Below are 26,361 nucleotides of genomic sequence, written 5' to 3' on the forward strand. Positions count from 1 at the left end.
GAATAACCCTACAGTATAAGGATATTGGGGTTGTCAGAAAAAAAGACCTGGGGGCAATAGATTGATATCTATATGAGAGAAGGTCCGTCCTCCATATTGAGGGACGGACCTTCAACATTTCCTACAACCTCTGTAGAATCCCCGAGAACAAACTCAAAATCAAAATCTTACTAATCGCTGTCAACCCGGCTATGAAACCGCCAAGTGTTCTCGCTTTCAATGTCTGATCTTCCGTCAGTCAATTCGCCAAATCGGTTCACTACCCAAAATCGTATGAAAGAGAAAGACCAATAACGAATCCACAGGCAAGTCCGAGTAAGAATGGGAACCACCAAGCTCAACTGGATTTTAGCTTCTCCACCATTAGCTTCTTAAACGTCACTTGTCCCCCTTCCGAAAACAAAGAAATCCCCCTATCGTGAGTTCGCGGAAAGACCAAATTTGATTGGACAATCCGACCACCTTCCATAAACACCTCGACACTCGTCTTATCCACTAAAATGGTGACATGAAGCTGTTTATCAGCGGAATCGAATGGTGCCTTGCTTTCCACAAATGTCCCTTTTCTATCGGGTTGATCAGTAAAGCTTCTGTTCAAGTAAGAGTAGCCGCCTTCCAAAGAGATTCCTGCATCGATGTGTCGGGATTGGTCTTCGGACTCTCGTAATCTGAAACCGACTTGATCAGCATCCTCCCACGAAATATCCGCCTCGATCCGATACACCTCACCTTTGATATCCAGCGTCTCCAATCCATCCTCCACGGTGATGTTTTCATAGGTTTTAGTAAATTCCACCAACCCATCAAGCTCCTCAACAGGCTTCGAAGCAAGAAAATATCCACCCTCAGCATCATCATCCAACCTGATTTCACGTACAATCGAATCCGTTCCATTAAAACCATCATGCTCCATCGTCGGAGTGTTATCCGCATACGACCACTTATTCATCCAAGCAAAAGCATAACGCTTTTCTTCCTTATCCTCAGCCTTACCGTCTTCAAACGTCACTCCACCATACCAATCAAATCCATAATCCAGCCACTGTGGACCCGCCTGATCCGATTCAAAGGAACTGCCATTGAATTCCCCGGTCCAGTAGGCATACGTATTCGGTTCCCCGACCGCTTCTCCATTGGCACTCACTCCAAGCACCCACTTCTCCGTGCCATCGGGGGCCCTCATTTTAAAGAGATCCGGACATTCTAACACACCTAAGTCCGATGTCTGAAAATCCCCTGTAAATGTCCAGTCCTTCAGATTCTCAGATTCATAGAATCCTACCTTGGATCCTTCTGCCATGAGCATGACCCACTTGTCACGTTCGTCATCCCAGACGACCTTCGGATCACGGAAATCCTCTACTCCCGGGTTATTCAGGACAGGATCTCCACTGTAATTCTTGAAGGTTTTACCTTCGTCGGTACTCACCCACATGTATTGCTCCTGCTCGCCGGTTTCACCGGTTGGCTGGGTCACGATCGCAATGAAGGCATCTTTTCCGAAACGTGCGGTGTTCTCCCGGTCGATGACGACGGAGCCGGACCAGGGGTCACCGTTTTTGTTGGTGTATTTCGGTATCGACACTCCCTGGTCTTCCCAGTGAAGCAGGTCTTCGGATACGGCGTGGCGCCATTCGGTTCCATTGCCTTCGGGGTAGTCTTTGTTATAGAGATAATAGTAATGGTATTTCCCTTTATAGTAGACCGGCTTTTGCGGGTCATTTTTCCATTTGTCCGGGGTCGTGAAGTGATAGGAGGAGCGGTAGGAAACATCCTCATCTACAAGCTGCTCCTTGTCTTTTTCGTGTGCCTTTGTCCACCATGCAGCCGCTCCAGCCATTAGGACGATCAGCACAATCAACATGACGATTCCCTTCTTCCTTTTTTCTAGTTCCATTTTTCCACCACCTACTAAAAAAAGAAAATGCCATGTCTGACATTTCCTTTTTTGAAGTTTGCTATTATTGCCCGTCGTACGTGATTTGACCTTGCTCCAGGATGCCGTTTTCTACAACAGAAGATTTCTTGTTGTTGATATCAAGCAGGAATGATGGAGCGAATGTTGATTTGTGGTCTTGGAAGTATCCACGGTTGGTCATGTAGCTGGTTACGACGAATTTGTCCGATTCTTTTTGAGGGATGACATAGTGTGCATACGTCCAAGTGACTTCGTTTGGATCAAGGTCCTGATGAAGGACAATTCCCGTTTTGTTCATTGGCTTAAATGGTCCTGTTAGTGAGTCGGCTACATATCCGAGCATGTAGATGTCTTCATCGTCAGTTCCTTCGATGGTCATTTTTGATCCCCGTGTGCTTGTGAACAGGTAGAACTTGCCGTCTTTTTTGAAGATGTTCGGGCGTTCAATTTCGTCTGTTACCATGTTGGAAACCAGCAGCGGCTTCATTTCTTTCTTGATGGTATAGTCATCGTTGATTTCGATGATTCCCATGGCGCCGTTGGCAAGCTCTGCCAGGTCTTTCTTAGGGCTTTCCTGAAGGGCTTGGAATTCCTTCTTGAAAAAGTTCATTCCGTTTCCGTAGTATGCGCGGTTATAAAGAGAATCTTCCCCGGAATAGCCATACTCTGTTCCGGTGTTTGCTTCGAATACCAAGTATTTTTTACCGCCGTCTTCGATGTAGTGCGGGTCACGGAGCGTATGGTTGTTCATGAAGTTTCGGTCTTCAAATGCTTTCCCGACAGTTTCATACGTATCTCCGTCGCCACCGCTGTAGATGGATTTGTGATCCTTAACTCCGTCGATATTCAATTTGTTTGACGTTTGTTCAGAGATATTCACTTGAGCCGTCGTCAATGATTGACGTCCAAACAGGCCCTTGCTTTCATTGAAATCTCCGCGGTTCGTGTAGAATAAACGGATGTCACCGTCTTCTGTAAAGAGGGCGGATCCAGACCATTCCTCTACCTGACCTTTTAACGTTTCGTCGTTCGCTTTGTATTTGTCTTCATCGTCGAAGACACGGCCAGCGTTTTTCCAGGCATCGATGGAATCGTCGCCGACTTTTTTATAGAACATGTAGATGAAGGTGTCGTTGGCATTTTCCGGATCACCGGCGAGTCCGAAGACGATGTGGTAGCCGTTGTACTCAGCGACTGTGCCGTCTGCGTTTTGAAGCGGCCATGTATCCCATACATCCATTTTGATTTCTTTTCCGTTTTCATCAATCTTGGTTGCTGATTCTACATTTTTGATGGATGATGCGTCAAAGGAAGGGACCTTGAATTGGGCGTCTTGCTGCTGGCCGACCATGTTTTTCATGTCCTGGCGGGTGATCTGTGACGTTCCGTACGTTTCTTTGTATCCTTTTTCCGGAGCTTCGTTGGCAGATGCCGATGTGATGATGCCTCCGAACAGAATGGATGCACTTAACGAAACAACGGTTGCTTTAGTGACAAATTGATGATAGTTCATTATGTATTCCTCCTATAAGATCGTATTCCGTATGGCGATTCAAGTTCGCCTTACATTTATCAGTATAAGAGGTGGGGCCAGAACTGGATATGGCATGGTTTGATGTCATTTTCGTCTTAAATTGATAAAGGGGAAGATGGGCTCATATGGGGGATAGAAGTCATGTAAAAAACGACCGCCCATCTGGACGAGTCGTTTAACAGCCAGGCCTAAGAGGTGGATGAAAGACACGCGCCTTCCTTCCAGGCCATGTCAAACTCTTCTAATGCTTCTTGCCTTGAGCTTTCTTTATCGATGTAATCCTGCATGATTTCACCCATCTCCCGCTTGCTGCAAGGGGAAAAGGAGGACCAGTTGAAGGTGTCCGTCTCATTGATGAGCTTCAGGGTTTCCTTACCAAGTGGACCGATATCCTTAACAGGGATGTCCTTGAAAGCCGGGATAAAGTGGAATTCTTCCGTCAAGTATGCCTTGCCTTTTTCGGATGACACCATCCAGTTCAAGAATTTTTTCGCCTCCCGTTTTTCCTCCGGGGAGGATTGGGAGTTGATGACCCAGAACCCGGGGACGCCTGCCAATATCCTGCTCTCTTCACGATCACCAAGAGGCACGGGGAACATGCCGGCGGATATTGTTTTTCCTTCCAATAGCGGCTGGATCCAGTTTCCCTGCAGAATCATGGCGGCCTTTCCTTCTGTAAACTGTTCGAGTTCTGTATAATAATCCGTACTTGTCGGGCGCTTATTTCCGTAACGGACTGTCAGATCGATGAGGGTGAATAGATCCTGGAAAGCAGCGTCTTCACTGAAACTTGCTGAACCATCTTCCAGTCCTTGAGTGAATCCTCTCTCAGACTGGGCAAAGGCAACACTCACCATATGATGCCCGAGCTTCCAATCCTCATAATAACCGTTGGCGAAAGGCATGATCCCCTTTCCTTCCAGCTTGGCTGCCGCTTCCTCCAGCTCCCGGTATGTGGATGGTGGTGAGGTGATGCCGGCACTGGCAAAGAGTTCCCGGTTGTAGACGATTCCGAACCCTTCAATATTCATCGGCATTCCATATACCTTATTATTAAGGGTGATACCCGACAATACATTTTCTGACGCCCTGTCGACCCATGGTTCTTCTGACAAATCCTCTAAGAACCTGCTCCATTCTTTCGCCGCTTCCCGTCCGAGGTTGGTGAAGATATCCGGTCCTCTTCCTGCTGCAAGCTTCGCCGTGATATCGGAGTAATCATCCGCCGCTCCTCCTACCGTTTCCACTTTGATGGCAACTCCCGGGTGCTCACCCTCATATGCGGAAACCATCTGTTCGAACTCACTGGCGATTTCCACCTTGGGATTTCGGATTGTAAGAGTGACCTTATCTTCCTCAGGTTGTGATTCTTTTTTCTTTTCTTGCTCCCCGCCGCAGGCTGTTAGCGTGACAGAAAGGAAGCCGATGATGAAAGCTTTAAGCAGTGTTGGTTTCATTCTGATTCCCCGCTGGATCGGTACTCAAACGGCGTCTTTCCGGTCACTTTTTTGAATAGTTTGGAGAAGTATTTCTCATCTTGATAGCCGAGCATCGTGGCAATGGAGTAAATCGAATCTTCTGTCCCGGCAAGCCACGACTTTGCCTGCCCTACCCGGAGAATTGTCACGAACTTCGACAGATTCATACCCGTTTCTTTCTTGAACGTCCTTGAAATATGCTCACGGGTGAGGAAAAACATTCTCGACAGCTTTTCAAGAGAAATATCTTCCATATAGTAGGTCTCAACATAAGAGACAATCTCCTTTATCCTCCTCGCCGCCTCCATTTCATCCGGGCGGCGGATCGTCCGGTACTGATTCTGTTCGAGTTGCCGGGATAGTCTTTTGAACACTTCCGGGGTGGATCCCTGGGAATCAAGTTTGTCCTGGACGAGGCGGACGGGAACGGTCATGTTCTCACTCAACCACTCTTCTGCATAAAGCCACTGATTCTCCATGGTGAACACGATGCACAGGTTCTCCACCTCAAGATAGGTGAATGCCCTGCCGATTCTCCTGGATCTGAGTTCCTCATCCAGGGCGTCGATATGTATTTTGGGACGATTCTTCCCATAGAAAGAGAGAAGCGTCATGTCCATTTCCTCTTCATCAGGAAGAAGGCTGGCAGCGGCATTTTCCTCTACGCTCTCACCTGAACAGATGGCGGTGATGATCTGATTACTCCTCAGTTTCAATGCCTCTTCCAGGATTTCTCTCTGCTCGATTCCCTCTGCCGCTTCCACTTTTACTGCCTCGACTACTTTTTCAAGCACTGCCTGAAACGCTTCTTCCTCTATGGGCTTCAGTAAATAATCGAAACTGTTCAGCTGGATAGCCTTCCTCATGTAGGTATAGTCGTCATATCCTGTGATCAGGATGATCTTACCCTTGAAGGGAAGCTGATTGATTTCTTCTATGAGTTCCATCCCCGACATCTTCGGCATTTTAATATCTGTCAAAACGATATCCGGTTTCTCATGTTGGATGATCCCAAGTGCCTCGACTCCATTTGCCGCCTCCAGGATCTCCGTGATGCCAAGTCTGTCCCATTCCCCAAGCTGACGGAGGACGTTTCTGACATTACGTTCATCATCCACGATCAATGCTTTCATTTGGTTTCCCCTCCCTAACGGTCTTCCCGGAATGGAAGCGTCATGATGACCCTGAATCCATTCCCTTCCATCCGATCTATCTTAAACGATGCTTCCTCATTGAAATTCAACTGCAGGCGTTCATAAATGTTTTTCAGCCCGATCCCTGATGTCACAGAACCTTTCTTGTGCAATGAAGCTTGGAGCCGCTCCAGTTCTTCAACTGTCATGGAGCTCCCTGTATTTTGAACGATGAATGTCATCAGGTCCCCTTCTTTTTTTCCTCGTATGATCAAAGAAGAGTGCTCATATCCTTCTTCATAGCTATGCTTGAAATAATTCTCCACAAGGGGCTGGAGAATCATGCTCGGAATTGATGCGGAAAGGACCTCTTCTTCGACACTTATTTCAGCCTGGACACACTCCCCGAAGCGTTCCTTCTCCAGGGAAAGGTACGCTTCGATATAGGCGAGCTCTTCTTTGACCGTGACCCATTGATCCGCATGGAGGGAATACCTCATCATCTTCGACAGGGAGGTGATGAGCTTGTAAACATCCTTCGCATTGGACCTAAGGGAGACAGCGCCGATCGTCTGAAGGACATTGAAAAGAAAATGTGGATTCACTTGTGACTTAAGGGCACGAAACTGATTGGTACGGCTTTCGATTTCCAGCCTATATTCCCGATCGATATGCTGATTAATCCGATTCATCATTTCGTCCATATGTTCCTCCAGGTGCCCGAGTTCATCCTTCCGGGAAGTGGAGAAGTCGATGTCCAGATTGCCGCCTTCAATGCTCCTTACCTTTTCACTTAAGTGGACGATGGGCTTCGTGATGATATGGGAAATCACCATCACCATGATGACTCCAAGAATCACTACACCGACACCTAATAGAATATTCGAGTACGCCGTCTCATTTACGTCCTTGAACAGGGCATCTTTCGGAATGATCTTCACGAGCTTCCAATCTTCCAACTCTCCTCCAAGGTTCTCTTTCAGAACGAGCTCATCGGGAGACGCTTCTCCTTTGAAGGTCTTCCCTTTCCCACTGGAGTAAATAGTGGTCCCCTTTTCGTCAAGGAGGGCCACCCGCGCGTCCCCCGTATCGGATAAATGCCTGATGATTGATCCGTACGAATTCACCTCCAGGTCCATCGACAAAAAGCCCAGGAATTCTCCCGTCAGGATATTCTTCACTTTGTGAAGAATGGTGAGGACCTTCGTTTTATCCGATTCTGGAATGATGGCCGCATTGGTGGCATTCTCAATCACATGCGGTGCCTCAATCAGATAATTCCCATCTGACTTGTAAAGCTCTTTAAATATGGGGGTATCGAGAAAATCCTTCTGTATCTTCGGCGCACTGAACTTCGAACGATACACTGTTAACGCCTCTTCATCCCGTTTGAAATAAAAGCCCAGCTGTCGGATATCAGGTCGGGAAACAGAAAAAATCTTCATGCTTCTCTCGAAGGAATCCTCTCGATCACCTTCCAGTCCCTGTTCGAACACCTGTAACACGTCGGGATCGTTGTAAAGGGCGTAAGGCAGTGAAATGATGTCCCCGAAATACCGTTCCAGCACGGATCCGCTTTCCTTCAATTCTTCCCGGCTCGTCTCAACCTCATGTTCCTCGACACTCGTCTTCGTGTTGCTGTAAATGATGAACACCGACAGAAAATACGGCAGGATGATGAACAGAATCAGCATCCCTAACAGCCTGCTGCGGACACTTCGCATCGGCACCGCCCCCTTTCTTTCTGACAAAAACACTATAATAGTGCCGAAAGACCGTCAATGATCCGGAAGTCGCAAGCAGTGGCTGAATATAGCCCATTTGCATTAGGTTGCACATGGGAAAGACAGTTTATGTTTTTGATGGGATGTGGGTGCAGGCCATTTTAGGACGCAGGGAGCTTCACGTGCGCCAACTACAGACGCGTTGTTGTTCTTTACTATCTCTTCTTTCTCTATAGATCTACTGTCTGTTTTCGCTTCGGTTCCATATGTATTGCCCCCCTCACCCTCAATCTTTATATATTGACTTGAATCAAAACTGGATACCTTGTGATACAATTTTTCCGATCTGATTCATTATCAGAAAATTAACTTTATTTTTCCTCATCCCCATCATACAATGAATATATCGAAATTAAAGGAGGCTGTTTTCATGAGAAACATTGCTATGGTAACCGTTCGAATATATAAGGGTGGAACACCTTTTTAACGTTGACGGTCTTCCCCCTTATATGTGTTTTGTGAACTAACACATAAAGGGGTATGTTATGTCATTTCCAGTGAAAAAATTTCTTTCGTATTACAAACCGTATCGTTCGATTTTTCTTAGTGTATTGTTCTGTGCTTTGATCACGTCTTCCCTGACTCTCGTTTTTCCGTTGCTTGTTCGTTATGTGACGAAGGATGTTCTCTCAGGAAGTCTTTCCACGGCTTTTACCGATGTCCTTTGGGTCGGCGGAGTGATGGTGATTCTTGTCTGCTTCCAAAATGTCGGGAATTATATTGTGGATTACAAGGGGCATGAGATAGGTGCACGAATGGAGACCGATATGAGAGGCGAATTATTCGCTCATCTGCAGAAGCTTTCTTTCAGTTTTTATGATAAAGAGAAGACCGGCCGGCTGATGAGCCGTGTGACAAATGATCTCTTAATGGTATCGGAGCTTTACCATCACGGTCCTGAAGATTATGTGAAATATCTCGTTCGTTTTCTTGGAGCGTTTGTGATTCTGTTCTGGATCAATGCTCCACTTACTCTGACCGTCTTTTGTTTCTTTCCGGTCCTTGGGTTCTTCTCACTTTATTTCAATAAGAGGCTGAACCGGGCGCTGACGGATAACAAAGAGCGGATCGGCGATATCAATGCCCAGGTGGAGGATTCCTTATCCGGCATCCGCGTCGTTCAGTCGTTTGCCAATGAATCTCTTGAGATCAGGAAATTCAATGTGGAGAATCAACGGTTTCTGGAGAGCCGGAAGGGAACCTATCGTGCAGAGGCTTACTTCTATAACGGGACGGAAGCGTTCATTCAGTTGATTACGATCACCATCGTTATCTTCGGGTCCATTCAGATTGTGAATGCGACCCTTGACCTGGCTGATTTGATCACCTTTCTGCTGTATATAGGCTTTATGATCGAACCGATTCAGAGGCTCACTCATATGAGTACGCAATTGCAGGAGGGGGTTACAGGGTTTCAGCGATTCATGGAAATCATGAGCACCCAACCGGTGATCGAAAATAAGCCTGAAGCAAAGTCTCTGGCAAACGTGAAGGGACACATTTTATTGAAAAACATTTCATTTCATTACGATTCGTCCTTGGAAGCGGTATTCAAAAATCTTTCTCTGGAGATTCTTCCAGGTGAATACGTAGCGATGGTTGGACCATCTGGAGCGGGAAAAACGACCCTTAGCTCTTTGATTCCCCGTTTCTATGACGTCACGGCTGGCGGAATTTATGTCGATGGTGAAAATGTGAAAAATCTGGATTTGCATTCTCTCAGAAGCAACATCGGAATCGTGCAGCAGGATGTGTACCTTTTTTCCGGAACGGTCATGGAAAATATCCGATATGGGCATCCGGAAGCGACAGACGAAGAGGTGATGATGGCTGCCCAGCAGGCGAACGCACACGAATTCATTACCTGTTTGCCACAAGGTTATCATTCCGAAATCGGTCAGCGCGGAGTCAGGTTATCCGGCGGGCAGAAACAGCGGATCAGTATCGCCCGTGTCTTCTTGAAGAACCCGCCGATCCTCATTCTCGACGAAGCCACGAGTGCCCTTGATAATGAAAGCGAAAGTATCGTCAAGGAATCCCTGGAGTTGCTGGCACAAGGTCGGACCACGCTCGTAATCGCCCATCGCTTATCGACAATCAGGAACGCCGGGAGAATAGTAGTGTTGTCAGATGGAAGGTTTGTTGAGGAAGGGACACATGAAGCACTGCTAAAGCTAGATGGTTCTTATTCCAGACTGTATTCAAAACAGTTTGAGGTTCACGTGTAAATCGAGAAGGCTCTCATACCATTTTGGAGTGAGAGCCTTCTTTACTTTTACATAAGATAAACTTATAACTTTTCATAAAATAAATATCATTCACTTATTAGATCAATTCCGTTAGCATAGAAGCTATCCATAACGTTTTCATTATGAGGAGGATTCACTTGGAGAGAGAATTGCACTTTAGACAAGCTGTTGAAAGAGACGTAGATCGGATCGTCGAAATGCTCGCTGATGATGTACTTGGCAGTAAACGGGAACGTTACGAACATCCCCTTCCCGAAAGCTACATCCAAGCATTTAAAGCCATTGATTCTGATCCAAATAACGAATTAGTAGTCGCTTGTGACGGAGAAAAAATAGTCGGTGTGCAGCAAATCACGTTCACTCCATACCTCACCCATCAAGGTGGGTGGAGAGCGACGATAGAAGGCGTAAGGACCTCCGCTTCTGTAAGAGGGGAAGGGGTTGGCACGAAACTGATTCAATGGGCTATCGGTCGCGCAGAGGAACGGGGATGTCACCTCATTCAACTGACTACGGATAAGCAGAGGCCGGATGCATTACGATTTTATGAGAGGCTGGGTTTTCAGGCTACCCATGAAGGGTTGAAGCTCAAGCTGTAAGACACACCAAAACGCTTGGTGCTCCAAGCGTGTTTTGGGTATTTCATTCAACCTCATTTCACTTCCACTGAAAACACATAACTGCCATCTCCCTGCTTCCAGTGGGCCACTAGGTGATATACATAGACCCCTTTCTTTTCGGGAACCACGATCGTGTGATTCTTCACTTTTATGCTATCTCTCTGCTCTTCCCCGATCCATTGCTCTGCATCGATCTTTTGAGGTTTCTTTTTAAATTTCACGGTGATCTTCTCTCCAGGGGACACGGCAGTCGGCTCCTCTTCCCCTGCCATCGCCACGACACTTGAATACTCCTTATCTACACACTGACCTGAAAAAAGCCCATTCCAGCAATAGGAGCCCTCTGTCGCTGGAATGGCGACTTCTCCTGCTGTGACATTCGGTGTCGGCGGTGCTGTACGGAACGGTTGGATGATAAACAGAATAATTGCGATCACGGCAATGATATTGCTGATTGCCAGTATCTTTTTCACAGCCTTCACCCCTTTACAACTTTAGACGTATCCCACAGGAAAATGGTTACCCTTTGACCCTCTCCCTCCTCACAAGCATATCCATAGGAAGATACGTTAGAAAAAACACGACAAGTGCCGCTATTTCCAGATTAATATAATATATGACCCCCGTTCCGAAAAAGGACAAGATCGTTTTGGATTCTGTCGGATTCGCCAGGTAGAAGAAGTTCGTATCGAGAAAAAGGTTCAGGAAGAAGATCGGCAAAGCGAGAAGATTGACCATCAGAAAGCCGGTCCAGATAGCTTTTCTTGGTACCCGGTATCCCTCATATACAATGAAATAAAGGACCGACCACGCAATGGCTGCATGATGGAGGAAGTATTTCAGAAAGCGGAAATGAGGAAATTGATAAACCATTTCAGGCGTCAGCATGCTTAAAATCGGAGGAAGAAAACCGATAAAGAAGAGCAGATAAAAGGCCTTTTGACTGTGTTTAAGAAATAGATAAATCCCGATGAATGTACTGATGGAACAAAGCTGAAGGGGCAGATCTCCAACTTCCCACGTCCCGGTGGCCACAAGCCAGGTATGCCAAGACACTTCACTCAGGACCAGCATCCAACATAACGTCCACTTCATGAAAGACTGATATCTCTTCAGGAAATGTCTAAAGTACACCATCCAAAATGATAATGCCATAAACATCAAAAGCACCGAGATATGGGGAACAGAAAACAATTCGAACGTCTGCATCTCCGTCACGGAAAACATTACGCCACCCCTATTCCTTTTGAAAAGTGGTTATCATTGATAGTTTATTCGGTATAGGGGTTGACTAAGAATTGAATGTACAAATTTAATGGATTCTAAACTAGAAGAAGGCTATCACCATACACCGTTCCTTAATTACCTTTCCGATGACCAGCCCTGACCAGGTATTCAGAAATGAGAGTATAAGAGTCTCCTTTTGCAGATTTATGATTGAGAAGTTATGATCGCATCCAGTCCGATTATATTTCCTACATCGTAAATGGAGGAATATACCGTCCATCCACATCTGTAAAACGATATTCTTCCGCAAGGTCTCCTGCTCTCAACACCTGTCCCGTCTTCTTCATGACTTTTGAGTCCGTCGCCAGTGACGTGATGGCACGCCCCACATAATAAGGGGTTTCGGATTTCTGCAGGGCTTCTGATTCCTGCCAGTTTTCCTCACTTACTCCCATATGTTGGAGTACGAGCTCTGTTCTCATGAATCCCGGGGATACGGACATGACCGCGATCCCTTCGTCTTTTAACTCTTCTGAAAGTCCGTACGCCATACGGACGAGTGCATTTTTTGCCAAATCATAATAGAACTGTCCGGTGTACTTGCCTTCATCCCAAAACGTCGTATGGATGATCAGGGCTTCTTTATTTTCCCGCAACAGGGGGATGGCAAAATGATTGGTTGCAAGCTGGGCCCGTACTCCTGCCGTGAACATTTTATCCCAAATTTCTAGTGGCAGTTCCCAGAAAGCACCCGGATTTACTCCGATATCATGAGCCCCCCACACGTTATTAACGAGAATATCAAGCCTTCCCTGTTCCTCACGAATCTGCTCGATGACCGCCTTCGTTTCCTCATCGATTGTATGATCACAACGAACAGCGATTCCTTTTCCTCCTGCTTCCTCGATTTGGATAACTGTGTCGTCAATCGTCCCGGGAAAGTTTTTCGTTGAATTCCCTTTCGTGCTCCGTCCCGTGACGTATACAGTGGCCCCGGCTTTGCCCAATTCAACGGCAATGGCCCGTCCCGCTCCCCGGCTTCCTCCTGTAACAAGTGCTACCTTTTCAGTAAGTAATTTCATCCAACCAATCCTTTCATCATGTGAGATAACCCCATTATACGATTCCATTCTTGACATCCAGTGTCATATTTCATTAAATAAAACTAAAAACAAGAAAAAGGTGAGTTATATGAGAGGCGACCGTCTGGTATCCATCCTGTTACTGCTACAAACACAAGGGCGGATGACCGCAAAAGATCTGGCAGAGAAACTGGAAGTGTCTGAACGGACCATCTATCGGGACATGGATGCCCTGAGTGGAAGCGGGATTCCGGTAATCGCAGAACGGGGACAAAACGGGGGATGGTCTTTACTTGACGACTATCGGACGAATCTGACCGGACTGAAGGAATCGGAAATCCGGACGCTGTTCGTGTCCCCTTCCCCTCACCTTCTTGAGGACCTCGGCCTGACCCGCACGTCGGAGGAAGCACGGAACAAGCTTATCGCCTCCCTCCCGTCCACATACCGGGAAAACGCGAAGGACGTATGGAACCGGATTCACATCGACACAAGCTCTTGGCGAAAGCAGAAAGAAAAAACAGCCTCCCTTGAAGTGATCAAAGAGGCGATCTGGACAGAAACCAAACTGGGGATCACCTACCAGCGTGCTGACGGAGAAACGGACGATCGCGTGGTGGAACCACTCGGTCTCGTGGCAAAAGGAGACCTGTGGTATCTCGTAGCTGCGAAGGAAAATGGGGAGTTTCGGAATTACAGGGTATCCCGGATACAGAACACCGAACCATTGGATGAATGCTTCGAAAGACCTCAAGGCTTCGATCTTGCTCAGTACTGGTCATCCTCAACGCAACGTTTCATTAAAATGCTCCCTTCATATGAAGTGAAAGTCGAAGTATCTCCACACATTTTATCAAGACTGACATTCACGGGCCGGTTTGCAAGAGTACGGGAAGTCGGAGATCGGAGCGGCTCAGCCTGGATACCCGTGACTCTTTCCTTTGACACAGAAGAAGAGGCGAAGGGATACCTTCTCGGATTCGCTGATCAGGTAAGGGTGATGGAACCAGACTGCCTTCAGCAGAAGGTCCTGGAGATGGCAGAGGCGACTGTGGCATTTTATCGCCGAATGGAATAATTCCCCCTTTTTTCCGATACGTTATAGAAATACGATTATCGTGAGGAGAATGCCCATGAAAAACATCATCTTATTTGCGGATCCCGGGATTGACGATACCCTTGCCATCATGTACGCCCTGTTGAATCCGGAAATTAAGGTACTCGGGATCGTATCCAGTTACGGAAATGTCGACAAGGAACAGGCAACCGATAACATTGCCTATTTGCTCAAGCTTGCCGGAAGGACGGATATACCGATCATCGGCGGTGCCAACAGTCCTTCATCGGGGAAAATCCCCACCTACTATCCTGAAATCCATGGCCAGGAAGGTTTGGGCCCAATCCGCCCTCCGGAGAACTTCTCAGGTGAACTCACTAATTTCTCCAAAATTTATACGATCATCGAGGAGAATGACGATGTCACGATTGTGGATGTCGGGAGGAACACGTCTCTCGCTTCCCTTTACCTATTAGGTGAAAATATCGCGAAAGAAGTCAACGAATTTTATATTATGGGAGGAGCGTTTTTGGTCCCTGGGAATGTTACTGCCTCAGCAGAAGCAAACTTCTACGGGGACCCCATCGCATCTGAGCTTATCGTCAAGAACCTCGACAATCTTTATATAGCCCCCTTGAACGTCACGAACAAAGCGATTGTCACCCTTGAACACATCAAAATCATCCAACAGATGACGGATAATCCTCTCGTGGAGATCATCGATGATATTATGAAATATTATATCGACGCCTATACAAAGCTGGTTCCCGGAATAAACGGTGCTCCCTTGCATGATGTCGTCACCCTATCCCTGATGGTGAATCCTGACATGGGAAAGACGATCAGAAGGGACGTGGAAGTACTGACCTCGGGATCCGGTCAGGGTACATCCATCGCCGATTTCAGGGTCAGTTCCAAACCGGCTGAAAAAAACATCAATATTTATTTAGAGTTTGATTATCAACTGTTTCTGGAAGACTTTATCAAGGTCATGACCGGGAAGAAATAATATGTCCCATCAAAAAAGGAGGGGTAGGCCTATTCCTTCTTTTTATTCTTTTCACCAATAGTCATTAGCTCATCAAGGAATACGCCCACATCACCCACTAACACTCCCCCATGTCCTGTGCACATCACGTCCGGATCATATTCCTTCATGATTTTAAGTCCAGTCAGAAATTGCGGTAAATCCTGTCTTGCAACCCCACCACCTTGAAGGAATTCGATCCAGGCTTGTCTAAGATCATCCCCTTTTGAAACAAGCCCTCCTTCCGACAAAGGATCTCCAAAAAAACAAAGGAAATCTCCCGTGAAAATTGTTTTGGTGGGACGATGAAAGAAAATCACAGAACCTGGGGAATGATAGCCTACTCTGGTGTATTCGAAGTTTCCTATCACTCCCCTGTCAAGAAGCTCCCCCCTAATGGAAGACGCATCCGGGAAAATCTCATCAGTATGAATGACTTTCTTTGCCTTCGTGAATAACGGTGCCCCACCCACGTGATCTTCATGCCCATGGGTAACGAGCATCAGCTTTACATCGTCAGCTGTTTTCCCGATTTTGTTTAAGGCATGCTGGAGAAACACCAAGTGACCCTCTTTACACGAATCGACCACTGTCAATCCAGCATCCCCCTGGATAAAGTAAGCATTCGTATATGTACTCCATTCAGCATCCCAAACCGCCAACACATATAGTTGATTGTTCACCTGTTCCAGTAGATAATCCACTTTCACTCCTCCTCACCTCTACTTAAAATGATTCAACGAAAAAGGAACATTATCCTTTTATGAACGAGAACTATTGATCAATAGATAAAGCTTTCAATAGAAACAAAGAGCAGAAACGCGGCTACTCCAAAAAAAAGATAACCTCGATATGACTTCCGATGCTTCTGCTGTTCTTCTGTCCCCATGATGACCAAGAGGACCGACAACCCCGCCATGGTAAAAGGAAGCAAATCGTTATCATCCGAAAGTAGCCCATAGAGTGATAGTGCCAGGACGATGACGCCTGTTGTCATTCTTATTTTTTTCAGCACAGTAGATTCCTCATTTCTTCTTATGTAAACAATGTTTTAATGGTAAAAGGGAAGATTGATGCTACTATGGTTCCTGTCAAAAGCGTGATGGTCACCATCCACCGATACTTTCGCTTCGTTAGCTCACGTCGATTGTATGCGATCGAGAATAGCTTCAATAAGGCATGCACGGTCAAGTAGATGATGATAATTGAAAAATGCATGAATATGTAGACTTCCACAGGCTACTCCCCTTTCTCTTTTACATCCTTATTTTACCACATCCTTCCACTCCGTGTTCCTTACAAAAAAAGTGCCTAACCCTCTTTCAGGTCAGACACTCATTTCTATCTACTTCGCATCCTTATCCGGCTGATGAATCCCGAACACATTTCCTTCCGTGTCTATGTAATACCCCTGCCACGCCATTCCTGGGAGAGCATACTTCGGCATGGCCACCTTGCCGCCATGTTCAAGAATAAGTTTCTCGGTTTCATCATAGTTCTCGACGCCCATCGTACACGAATATCCGTTCATTGCCTGGTTCGGTTCAGGAGGGGCGCTTTGGCGCTGCATTAATGCACCATTGATTCCCATCTCATTCTCGTCCCCGGTCACCGCCCCGACGTAAGGCATTCCGGCGTATTCACTCCAGTCCTCGAACTTCCAGGCGAATACCCCGCCATAAAACGTTTTTGCCCGTTCCATATCATCCACATGTACTTCGAAATGCACTAATCTCCCCATTGTTCATACCTCCCTGGATTTCTATCATTCACTATAATCATTTCGGTATATAGGGGAGAATCCCTTCTTTTTTTATGAATATTCCATTTAAACACACTTGACCCATATTTCGTTTCCCTTACCCTATTATGCCTGTCTTCTCCCAATCCTGTATTTGCTCATCCGTGACGTTAAGCCAGTTCCCCAGAACCTCTTTGGTATGTTCCCCTTTTTCCGGAGCCATTCTGGCAGCTCCTTGCTTCAAATCCCCGTACATGTTCACTTGCCCATCTTCTGAAACAAACCCCGTTTCTTTAAAAACGGGGTTTTCCTCGAGCTCACCCACCTCGAGGACCGGGGTAAGACAGCAGTCCACTTCCTGGCCAAATGCGGCCCATTCCGAACGTGCTTTGCTCTTAAACAGATCGACCAGCTCACGGTAAACGGGGTTTTCCGATTCCGGCTTCGAGTAGTGTGCCGACAGCCAGCCCTCCCTGCCAACAGCCTGACAAAAGTTACTCCAAAATTTCGGCTCCAGGGCAGCGAGGCTGACGAATCCCTTATCCTTCGTTTCATACAACCCGTATGAAATCACAGTACCGTTTAAGACCTGAATCCCCTTCCCGTATCCTGTTTCCTTTTCAATCAGAATATGATTGGTCATCATTGAGGCCATGCTCTCTGCAAGGGAAATGCAGTGATGGCTTCCTTCCCCTGATATCCCTCTCGCCACCAGTCCGGCCAGGATTCGCTCGCTTGCAACCAGTCCTCCGATATAATCGGCAAATGTATGACTTGGATGAACCGGTCTTCCACTTCTGTCCTTCAGTTGTGCTAGTGCTCCGCTTACACTCATATAATTCAAATCATGACTTCCGAGCCGAGACATCGTCCCACGGCCCCGATAGCCCGTTATCGAGCAGTAGATTATGGCCGGATTGATGGTACTCACCTCTTTGTATCCGAGACCGAGTTTATTCATTACGCCGGACCGGAAGCTTTCAATGAGGACATCAGCCTTTCGTATCAGGTCAAGGGCGATCTTTTTCCCTTCCTCCTGTTTTAGATTCAGGACGATGCTTTTTTTGCCCCGATTATGAGCGTCGAATACCAACCCGTTTCCGTTATGTCTTGACGGATCTCCTTCGGGGGGTTCTATCTTAATCACCTCCGCTCCAAGCTCTGCAAGGCGTAAAGTGGTGAAAGGTCCGGGTATATAGTTGGTAAAGTCGATCACTTGAATGCCCTTCAACATAGCGGGATCGTACCTCCTCGTTTTGGAACCGTTCAATTCTTAACCGAGTCGCTCGATGATGGTTGCATTTGCCATTCCATGGCCTTCGCACATGGTCTGTAATCCATAACGGCCTCCCGTTCTTTCAAGCTCATGCATCATAGTAAGCATTAAGCGTGCCCCGCTTGCACCGAGTGGATGACCGAGTGCGATTGCACCGCCATTTGGGTTCAGTTTCTCAGGATCGGCTCCTGTTTCTTTAAGCCAGGCCATTGGAACGGACGCGAAGGCTTCGTTTACTTCGAACACATCGATATCCTCAAGGGTTAGTCCTGATTTCTTCAGTACTTTTTCCGTGGCCGGGATCGGTCCTGTGAGCATCAAGGTCGGGTCAGAGCCGACTACCACTCGAGTATGAACCTTGAAGCGCGGTTTTAACCCCAGTTCCTCTGCCTTTTCACGGCTCATCAACAGAAGGACGGCCGCCCCGTCACTGATTTGGCTCGCATTTCCTGCATGGATAACACCGTCTTCCTTGAAGACCGTCTTCAAGCCGGCCAAAACATCTGGAGTCGTGCCTTCCCTTGGACCAGAATCCTCGGTCACAATGATGGTGTCACCATTTTCATCGGTGACTTGAAGGGGCATGATCTCGTTTTTAAAATGACCTTCCCCCTGTGCCTTCAATGCACGGCGATGACTTTCGGCGGAAAATTCGTCAAGCTCCCTGCGGCTAAACCCATACTTCTCAGCAATCCGTTCTGCCGATAAGCCCTGGTGGATGATTTCGTAGCGTCCTTTCAGCTTCGGGCTGAACGGCTCGGTATCCCCATAGTTGGATCCCATTGGTACTCTTGACATATTCTCCACGCCGCCTGCAATCACGACATCCATGTCCCCTGCTAAAATCGCCTGGGAGGCGAAATGGACGGCCTGCTGGCTCGAGCCGCACTGGCGGTCAATGGTCGTACCGGGCACATCAACCGGGAAACCGGCAATCAGAGTAGCGACACGGGCAATATCCCCTGCCTGTTCCCCTGACTGCGAAACGCAGCCAAGAATGACATCCTCTACAAGCCCGGGGTCGATACCGGCTCGTTTGACCACTTCCTCAAGTACCTGTGCCGCTAGATCATCGGGACGGATATCCTTCAAAAATCCCTTCCTTCTTCCTACAGGTGTCCTCACACCTTCAACAATGACCACTTCACGCATGTTCCATCTTCCTTTCTATTATCGAATTCCAGTACTCTATAAACCTAAGTTCTTCGCAATAATCGTCTTCATGATTTCATTGGTTCCTGCGTATATGCTCGCGACGGGAATATCCCGGTATCTCCTCGCAATCTCATATTCTTCCATATATCCATATCCACCATGGAGCTGCATGCATTCCGCCGCGATTTTCTTGGCGCTGTCGGTCAGCTTCCACTTAGCCATGGACACTTTGGTGACGATGTCCTCCCCGGCGATATGTTCGGCGATCAGCTGATCAAGAAACGCTCTGCCCATTTCAATTTCCGTCGCCATCTCCGCGATTTTAAATTGGGTATTCTGGAATTTGCTCACCGGCTTTCCGAAAGCATCCCGGCTTTTCACATAATCGATGGTCTGATTCAGCATCACTTCCGATGCTGTCTGGGCGGCAATAGCCACGAGCAGTCGTTCCTGCTGCAGTTTTTCCATCAAATAAACGAAGCCTTTTCCCTCTTCTCCAAGCAGGTTTTCTTTCGGGACACGACAGTCTTCGAAGATGAGTTCTGCCGTATCCTGAGAATGCAGTCCCACCTTATTCAGCTTCCTTCCCCGTGAAAAACCGGGAGCATCCCCCTCGATCGCCAGCAGGCTGACACCCTTATGCTTAGGATTCGCTTTTAGATCTGTTTTGCAGGCGACCACAATGAGGTCCGAATGAATCCCATTGGTGATGAATGTTTTAGCACCATTGACGATATAGTGATCACCGTCAAGGACAGCCGTCGTCTTGATATTCGCAAGATCCGACCCGGTTCCCGGCTCTGTCATGGCAATGGCCGTAATGATTTCTCCCGTCGCACATTTCGGAAGCCAGCGGTTCTTCTGGTCTTGGGTGCCATAAGCTGTGATATAGGGAACGACAATATCATTATGAAGACCGATGCCGACCAGCCCTGAGCCCACTCGCTCAATCTCTTCGTTAATGATGACCGAGAATCCCCAATCCACTTCACTGCCGCCATATTGCTCCTCGATATCCGGGCAGAGATAGCCCTGCTCTCCCATCTTCGCCCAAAAGGATCGCGGAATCATACGATCCTCCTCCCATTGATCATAGTGGGGGTACGCCTCCTTCTCTAAAAACTTCCGTAATGACCTCCTGAACATATCGTGATCAGCTGTTAAGTAAAGATGTTTCATGTGACCCTCTCCTCTATGAAAATCGCATTATTGTTTGACTTTGGTAAGCGACTGGCGCAGCTGGTATTTTACTATTTTCCCCGACGCATTTCTCGGCAGGGTTTCTTCCACAAAGATCCTTCTTGGAATCTTGTAGCCTGCAAGCTTCTGACGACAGAAGTTTTTCATTTCCTGTTCATCAATGCTTGCACCCTGTTTCGGTACAATGACGGCACATACCGCTTCTCCCCATGTTTCATCAGGGAGCCCGATGATGGCAGCCTCAAGCACCGATGGATGCTCATAAAGGACTTCCTCGACTTCGATGGAGTACACATTTTCACCCCCTGAGATGATCATGTCTTTTTTCCGATCTACAAGGGTGATGTAGCCATCCTCATCAATGGTGGCAAGATCTCCCGTATACAGCCAGCCATCTTTCAGCGTTTTCCTCGTTTCCTCAGGCTTTTTGTAATATTCCTTCATAATCGACTCACCTTTGATGATGAACTCTCCGACCACACTTGGAGTAATGTCCTTTCCTTCCTCATTAACCACTCGCGCTTCGGTCAAGAATGCGGCTTTCCCCCCTTTTCCAAGATGAGCTTTATGCCCTTCCGGATCCAACAGGATTCCCCCTGGTCCCGCTTCCGTCAATCCACAAAGATTATAAAACTGGTCTGTCTTGAACAATTCGATACTCTTTCTTACGACCTCAGGAGCCATCGGTGCCGCACCATATCCGCAACGTTTAATCGAAGACAGGTCATAATCGGCAGCATTTGGCACCTGGAGCATAAAGGTATACATGGCAGGCACTCCGAAGAAGTGGGTGATCTTATGCTCTTCTATCGCTTCTAGGGTCTTCACAGGGTGAAAATCCCGGTGAATGACATGAGTTGCTCCCAGTACGACTCCCGAGAGAAGGAACAGGTTCAATTGAGCGGAATGGAACAAGGGTGCAATATGGAGGAAGTTCTCTCTCTCATTGATTCCCATGCTGATCATCATCGTAAGCCCGACATTGAATACCCGTTTGTGATCAAATAAGGCTCCTTTAGGTCTTCCCGTCGTACCCGAAGTATATAAAATTTCCAAATCGTCATTCTCACTGACGCGCACAGACGGATCCTCAGTATTCGAAACGAGCATCCGGTCGAATGAATGATGGCCCACTGTTTTCGGAGCTCCCGACGTAATGACATGCAGAACCTGGGTTTCTTCCCTGGAAGAAGTGACAGTCTCTTCGAATTCTTCGTCACAAAAGACGACAACCGATTCGGACTGTTCGAGAATATAATGAACCTCGGATGACGTCAGGCGGAAATTGACAGGCACCATCACAGCACCGATCTTGGCGCCTGCAAAGAATGCAAGCACGAACCGATGGGAATTCTTCATCATCAGGGCGATTTTGTCGCCTTTACGGATCCCGAGATCAAGAAGACCATGAGCCAGTTTATTCACTTCTTCGTTCAACTGCTTATACGTATAAGTTCTTCCTTCACATACAACCGCCAGCTTCTCCGGCTTCTTTCTCGCATTTTTTGCTAAATAAGAACCGATATCCATTCTCCATTTCCCCCTATTGATCATGTTTTTGAAAGTACATTCAACCATTTTTATGCAATAATTATGCCAACTTTCAGAAAACAACAGTCTTGAGGGATTCTATACTGGATCAGTATCCATGTGTCCAGAAATTGGACACATGGATTTGGACAGTTCTGCTCATGTCCACGCCCTACACTGTCAGCTGGTACTTCTTCAGTTTCTCATATAATCCTGAACGACTGATGCCGAGCAGCCTGGCAGCCTGGGCTTTGTTGCCATTCGCCTGTCTCATCGCCTTTTTAATGGCACCCAGTTCCGCATCCTCTGCAAGACTGACGGTCGGCATTAGTGGTTCTCTCACCTCTGAGACAAGGTAATCCGGAAGATCCTCCACCTGAATATGTCCATGCTCAGCAAACGTCATCCCTCGTTCAAGTACGTTTCGAAGCTCCCGGACATTTCCCGGCCAGTCGTATCGAAGAAGCACTTTAGTCGCTTGAGCTGAAATGCCGGTGATACTCGTACCAAGCATGGAATTGAGATCGATCATGAGTTTATGGGTGAGATATTCCACATCATGAATCCGTTCACGTAATGGTGGAATATTCAAGGAGATGACGTTCAGTCTGTAATATAAATCCTCCCGAAATTCACCTTCCTTCACCATTTTCTCCAGATTTCGATTGGTTGCAGCGATGATCCGCACATCTACCTTGATGCGTTCATTTCCACCGACCCGGTAAAATTCACGTTCCTGCAGAACACGTAACAACTTTGCCTGAAGGGCCATCGACATATCGCCAATTTCATCGAGAAACAGGGTCCCCCCATTGGCCAGGTCAAATTTACCCACCTTGCCCCGCTTCTTCGCTCCCGTAAAAGCCCCTTCCTCATACCCGAAAAACTCAGATTCAAGTAAATCCTCCGGGATTGCTGCACAGTTGACGATGACAAATTTGCCATCGGTTCTGGCGCTGCTGTTATGAATGGCATGGGCGAATAATTCCTTTCCTGTCCCGCTTTCACCTCTAAGGAGCACAGTCGATCTGCCCTTCGCTGCTTTGGACGCACTTTTCTTTAACTTCTCCATATAAGGATATTCACTAAGAATATGATCCCAGGTGAACCTGGCAGCTTCGGATTTTTGGAGCTGCCGGTGATAAAAGCTTGCCTTGTTTTCAGCTTTTTGCAGCCTCTTAAACAGCTCGCTTACCTCATTTAATTGACGGAACATCACCTTCCCGATAGCCCCGATGACCCTGCCATCCTTCTTGATCGGAATTCTGTGTACAATATATTTAATGCCTTTCCTTTCGTTAAAATCACTTATTTCAGCCGTTTCTGTCATAAAGACATTCCTAATCTTCAACTGGGGGAGCACACTGTCCACATCCCGATGCAGTACTTCCTCCTTTTCAAGGTTGAAAAGTTCAAGCAATGGAGGACTCACCATTGTAATCATATTCCGTTCATCCGTCATCAAGATCCCATCGTACGCATGCTCTAATGTCGTCTCGATGGTCAGCTTTAACTTTTTGACTGTTTGCAGTTCCTCAGCCATCTTTTCAATTTCAGAAATATCCTGAAAAAGAATGATTTTCCCCTGCTTATGGTTCACGGTTTCATAGGACGCAATATGCAGGATGCATTGATACGTTTCATCATGTTGATGTTCCTGATTTGCCATATCGAGGCTCGGAAATACATCTTTTAGGTGATGAGCTTGAATGGAGTGGATAGGGCGTCCAGTGATTTTCGAAAGCGATTCATTGGCATAAATGATCTGTAACTGTTCATCCGTCATCAATACCCCTACACCCGAATGCTTCAAGATCGTTTCCAGCTGGTCCTTTAAGGTATTGGCTGACTTCAATAACGTCATCACCATCTCTGTTTTAGTCAGTAACCCCATCACTTTGCCTTCCTCATCAAGAACGATTCCCGTCCCCGCTTTACTTGTTTTCACCAGCTCCTCAATTTGATGATAGGGAGTATCTATCCGAATCGTTCTTGTTTCCTTTTTTATGTAAGCTTTAATCGGTGTTTCAAGCGGCTTCTGGTCCAGGATCATTTGATATAATCCACTGCGTGTGAACACACCCTGGAGGTTCATGTTCCCATCTGTAATCGGCAGGAGGTTCCACTTCTTTTCCCTTATGATCTCAATGGCTTCTTTCAATGTGGTATCATCCGTCAACACACAATCGACCGACGTGACCATATCCCGGAACTGAATCATTTCAATCCTCCTTTTATAAAATCTGAAAATTCAATCTGTTATTTTCATTATAAAGCTTTATGTAACAAAGGTCACTTCCTTCATTTTCTGTTGTCCATGCAGGTATCCAGACAGGAGTTTCATTAAAAATTTTCTTACGTTTTCGAATGAATATGTATGAAACTGATCCATTTTCCTGCTTCTTATCCAGCGATACCTCCTCATGGGGAAGCCACTACAGCCCGAATTGAGTCGGTTTTCTTTCGTTATGAGCTACTTTAAAGAAATAGAGATGAACCGACATTTATGTGCTGGAATCCTGATATCGAAAAATGCGATTGGTTCGATCCTGTTTATGTAAACAGACAAACCAAAAAAAGATCAGAAGCTTAGTAAGCCCTGATCCATTATTTCCTTTCTTTATTTCGGCTGCATGCGGATTCCTCCGTCGAGACGAATCGTCTCTCCATTCAGCATCTGGTTTGAAAGGATGCTTTCCACAAGTTGGGCGTATTCATCAGGACGTCCGAGACGCTTCGGGAATGGCACCATTTTCCCAAGTGATTCAACAGCTTCCTCCGGTAACGATTCAAACATCGGTGTGTGAAACAGCCCCGGCGCGATTGTCATTACCCGGATACCGTACGAAGCGAGCTCCCTCGCAATCGGCAATGTCATTCCGACGACTCCACCTTTTGAGGCACTATAAGCCGCCTGTCCGATCTGTCCTTCAAATGCCGCGACGGATGCCGTATTGATGATGACACCTCTTTCACCTAATTCGTTCGGGTCATTCTTCGCCATGAGTTCCGAAGCCAATCGAATCACATTGAATGTGCCGATCAAATTAATTGAAATCACCTTAGAAAACGTATCGAGAGAATGAATGCCTTTTCGTGATAGTAGTTTTGACGCCATTCCGATCCCTGCACAATTTACAACTGTATTAATCGTCCCGAATGACTCCACTACTTTGTGAATAGCGTTGGAGACGTCCTTCTCACTTGTTACATCCGTTCGGACAAATATACTTCTTTCCCCAAGCTCAACCGCAAGCGATTGACCTCTTTCATCGGATACATCCAGTATGGCTGCTTTCCCACCAGCCTTGATGATCTGCCTCACTGTCCCTTCCCCTAACCCTGACGCACCACCGGTCACGATGGCGATTGATTCACTGATCTTCATTGAATTGCCTCCCTTTTTACTAGTCAACTTTTACTTTGCAAGAATTGTGCCAATCCTGATTTTCCTGTTTTTGTCATGAGGGGAGGTTTCAAACTGTCCAGAATCAGGACACTTTGTACATCGGAGAACGATCCTTCTATTATAAGCTCCGAAAAAACGGGATTAGACTGATCCAAATGGACAACACGCTCGTTAACTGAGTGACTCCTCTGCACTATTAACAAATATCCACATGCGAATTGTGTGGAAAATAAAAAGTTTCTTTGTCAGACATGTTACAATGCAACATTTCCTCACTTTTTTTCACACAGAATCTATTGAAGGATACCTGAAGCATATCTATTATGAAATGGTAAACGAAAACAGAAAGGATGTTCACCATGCTGCCGATTGATCGACAACAACAGATCTTAAACTGGCTTAAGGAAGAAGGAACACTGCGTGTGTCCGATATCAGCTCCCGCCTGGAAGTATCGGAAATGACGGTGTATCGGGATCTTAAGCCCCTCATGGATACCAATAAGATCAAGAAAACCTCGAATGGTATTTCAACGATGGAGTCACACAGCCTCCCCTCTGATTCCTGTATATATTGCCTGAAATCGACAACTTCCAGAAGATCAGTTCAACTTGTAAAGAAAGATCACACAATTGAACAGACCTGCTGCCCTCACTGCGGATTACTCCGCTATGAAGATATCAAGGAGGACGTCGTGCAGATTCTATGCAGGGACTTCTTGACAGATATGACGATCAGCGGGAAAACGGCCACCTACCTGATTGATGCAGACCTGAACCTGAACTGCTGTCAGCCTCAAGTCATCGCTTTTGACTCAAGGAAACAAGGGGAACAATTTCAGACCGGATTCCGAGGAAAACTCCACAACTTTCAACAAGCCATCTCGGTCATCTCAAGGGACATGCAGGAATCGGGCTGCTGCCAAGACTAAGAAAAGAGGAAA

General features: G+C 46.8%; 23 protein-coding genes. 5 read left to right on the forward strand and 18 right to left on the reverse strand.

All coding sequences use genetic code 11. From position 1 onward, the window contains the following. Nucleotides 1-337: 337 nt before the first annotated feature. The 5 genes from BAA9072_RS15900 to BAA9072_RS15920 all read right to left on the reverse strand — a co-directional run bounded on the left by BAA9072_RS15900 (nt 338) and on the right by BAA9072_RS15920 (nt 7,787). Nucleotides 338-1,897, reverse strand: a complete 1,560-nt coding sequence (locus BAA9072_RS15900) for a glycoside hydrolase family 32 protein (RefSeq protein WP_230980897.1) — start codon at nt 1,895-1,897, stop codon at nt 338-340. A 64-nt stretch (nt 1,898-1,961) separates the two neighbouring features. Beyond that, a complete protein-coding gene (locus BAA9072_RS15905; protein WP_201715668.1) occupies nt 1,962-3,431 on the reverse strand; it encodes a glycoside hydrolase family 68 protein in 1,470 nt (489 codons plus the stop codon). A 209-nt stretch (nt 3,432-3,640) separates the two neighbouring features. Continuing rightward, the gene (locus BAA9072_RS15910; protein ID WP_201715669.1) at nt 3,641-4,909 is read right to left on the reverse strand and encodes an ABC transporter substrate-binding protein; all 1,269 of its coding nucleotides are present in this window, start codon (nt 4,907-4,909) and stop codon (nt 3,641-3,643) included. Further along, nucleotides 4,906-6,063 (reverse strand): response regulator transcription factor, encoded by a 1,158-nt coding sequence (locus BAA9072_RS15915; protein ID WP_201715670.1) that lies wholly within the window; start codon nt 6,061-6,063, stop codon nt 4,906-4,908. The genes BAA9072_RS15910 and BAA9072_RS15915 overlap by 4 nt, the downstream gene beginning before the upstream one ends. Nucleotides 6,064-6,077: 14 nt before the next feature. After that, on the reverse strand, nt 6,078-7,787 hold the full coding sequence (locus tag BAA9072_RS15920) for a cache domain-containing sensor histidine kinase (protein WP_201715671.1): 1,710 nt from the start codon (nt 7,785-7,787) through the stop codon (nt 6,078-6,080). A gap of 545 nt (nt 7,788-8,332) precedes the next feature. Here BAA9072_RS15920 and BAA9072_RS15925 point away from each other — a divergent pair. Beyond that, on the forward strand, nt 8,333-10,075 hold the full coding sequence (locus BAA9072_RS15925) for an ABC transporter ATP-binding protein (RefSeq protein WP_201715672.1): 1,743 nt from the start codon (nt 8,333-8,335) through the stop codon (nt 10,073-10,075). A gap of 143 nt (nt 10,076-10,218) precedes the next feature. Beyond that, the gene (locus tag BAA9072_RS15930; protein ID WP_408015243.1) at nt 10,219-10,695 is read left to right on the forward strand and encodes a GNAT family N-acetyltransferase; all 477 of its coding nucleotides are present in this window, start codon (nt 10,219-10,221) and stop codon (nt 10,693-10,695) included. Between the two features lie 53 nt (nt 10,696-10,748). Here BAA9072_RS15930 and BAA9072_RS15935 read toward each other — a convergent pair whose 3' ends face one another. The 3 genes from BAA9072_RS15935 to BAA9072_RS15945 form a co-directional block, all read right to left on the reverse strand. After that, the gene (locus BAA9072_RS15935) at nt 10,749-11,189 is read right to left on the reverse strand and encodes a hypothetical protein (protein WP_201715674.1); all 441 of its coding nucleotides are present in this window, start codon (nt 11,187-11,189) and stop codon (nt 10,749-10,751) included. Nucleotides 11,190-11,235: 46 nt separating this feature from the next. Continuing rightward, nucleotides 11,236-11,943, reverse strand: coding sequence for a YwaF family protein (locus tag BAA9072_RS15940; RefSeq protein WP_201715675.1), 708 nt, complete (start codon nt 11,941-11,943; stop codon nt 11,236-11,238). A 248-nt stretch (nt 11,944-12,191) separates the two neighbouring features. Continuing rightward, on the reverse strand, nt 12,192-13,025 hold the full coding sequence (locus tag BAA9072_RS15945) for an SDR family NAD(P)-dependent oxidoreductase (protein ID WP_201715743.1): 834 nt from the start codon (nt 13,023-13,025) through the stop codon (nt 12,192-12,194). 109 nt (nt 13,026-13,134) lie between these two features. On the opposite strand from BAA9072_RS15945, the gene BAA9072_RS15950 reads away from it, so the two are divergent. Further along, entirely contained in the window at nt 13,135-14,103 is a 969-nt protein-coding gene (locus tag BAA9072_RS15950) for a helix-turn-helix transcriptional regulator (RefSeq protein WP_201715676.1), read from the forward strand. A gap of 55 nt (nt 14,104-14,158) precedes the next feature. Next, a complete protein-coding gene (locus BAA9072_RS15955; RefSeq protein WP_201715677.1) occupies nt 14,159-15,091 on the forward strand; it encodes a nucleoside hydrolase in 933 nt (310 codons plus the stop codon). 29 nt (nt 15,092-15,120) lie between these two features. On the opposite strand, the gene BAA9072_RS15960 is transcribed toward BAA9072_RS15955, so the two are convergent. The 10 genes from BAA9072_RS15960 to BAA9072_RS16005 all read right to left on the reverse strand — a co-directional run bounded on the left by BAA9072_RS15960 (nt 15,121) and on the right by BAA9072_RS16005 (nt 25,399). After that, the gene (locus BAA9072_RS15960; protein ID WP_201715678.1) at nt 15,121-15,813 is read right to left on the reverse strand and encodes an MBL fold metallo-hydrolase; all 693 of its coding nucleotides are present in this window, start codon (nt 15,811-15,813) and stop codon (nt 15,121-15,123) included. Nucleotides 15,814-15,890: 77 nt separating this feature from the next. Then, a complete protein-coding gene (locus BAA9072_RS15965) occupies nt 15,891-16,124 on the reverse strand; it encodes a DUF3953 domain-containing protein (RefSeq protein ID WP_201715679.1) in 234 nt (77 codons plus the stop codon). A 20-nt stretch (nt 16,125-16,144) separates the two neighbouring features. Next, complete coding sequence (locus BAA9072_RS15970) at nt 16,145-16,345, reverse strand: hypothetical protein (protein ID WP_201715680.1); 201 nt, start codon at nt 16,343-16,345, stop codon at nt 16,145-16,147. 109 nt (nt 16,346-16,454) lie between these two features. Continuing rightward, on the reverse strand, nt 16,455-16,850 hold the full coding sequence (locus tag BAA9072_RS15975; protein ID WP_201715681.1) for a VOC family protein: 396 nt from the start codon (nt 16,848-16,850) through the stop codon (nt 16,455-16,457). 118 nt (nt 16,851-16,968) lie between these two features. Beyond that, nucleotides 16,969-18,084 carry a CaiB/BaiF CoA transferase family protein gene (locus BAA9072_RS15980; RefSeq protein ID WP_201715682.1) on the reverse strand — a complete coding sequence of 372 codons (1,116 nt, stop codon included), beginning with the start codon at nt 18,082-18,084 and terminating at the stop codon, nt 16,969-16,971. Nucleotides 18,085-18,123: 39 nt separating this feature from the next. After that, nucleotides 18,124-19,278: a thiolase family protein gene (locus BAA9072_RS15985; RefSeq protein WP_201715683.1), complete on the reverse strand. Its 1,155-nt coding sequence runs from the start codon at nt 19,276-19,278 to the stop codon at nt 18,124-18,126. Between the two features lie 36 nt (nt 19,279-19,314). Next, the gene (locus BAA9072_RS15990) at nt 19,315-20,460 is read right to left on the reverse strand and encodes an acyl-CoA dehydrogenase family protein (RefSeq protein ID WP_201715684.1); all 1,146 of its coding nucleotides are present in this window, start codon (nt 20,458-20,460) and stop codon (nt 19,315-19,317) included. Nucleotides 20,461-20,487: 27 nt separating this feature from the next. After that, nucleotides 20,488-22,011, reverse strand: a complete 1,524-nt coding sequence (locus tag BAA9072_RS15995; RefSeq protein WP_201715685.1) for a class I adenylate-forming enzyme family protein — start codon at nt 22,009-22,011, stop codon at nt 20,488-20,490. A gap of 172 nt (nt 22,012-22,183) precedes the next feature. Continuing rightward, complete coding sequence (locus tag BAA9072_RS16000; RefSeq protein ID WP_201715686.1) at nt 22,184-24,232, reverse strand: sigma-54-dependent Fis family transcriptional regulator; 2,049 nt, start codon at nt 24,230-24,232, stop codon at nt 22,184-22,186. Between the two features lie 399 nt (nt 24,233-24,631). Further along, complete coding sequence (locus BAA9072_RS16005) at nt 24,632-25,399, reverse strand: 3-hydroxyacyl-CoA dehydrogenase (RefSeq protein WP_201715687.1); 768 nt, start codon at nt 25,397-25,399, stop codon at nt 24,632-24,634. 380 nt (nt 25,400-25,779) lie between these two features. On the opposite strand from BAA9072_RS16005, the gene BAA9072_RS16010 reads away from it, so the two are divergent. Further along, nucleotides 25,780-26,349: a DeoR family transcriptional regulator gene (locus tag BAA9072_RS16010; protein ID WP_201715688.1), complete on the forward strand. Its 570-nt coding sequence runs from the start codon at nt 25,780-25,782 to the stop codon at nt 26,347-26,349. Nucleotides 26,350-26,361: the final 12 nt, after the last annotated feature.

The sequence above is a fragment of the Rossellomorea arthrocnemi genome (genome assembly GCF_904424705.1).
Lineage (GTDB): Bacteria > Bacillota > Bacilli > Bacillales > Bacillaceae_B > Rossellomorea > Rossellomorea arthrocnemi.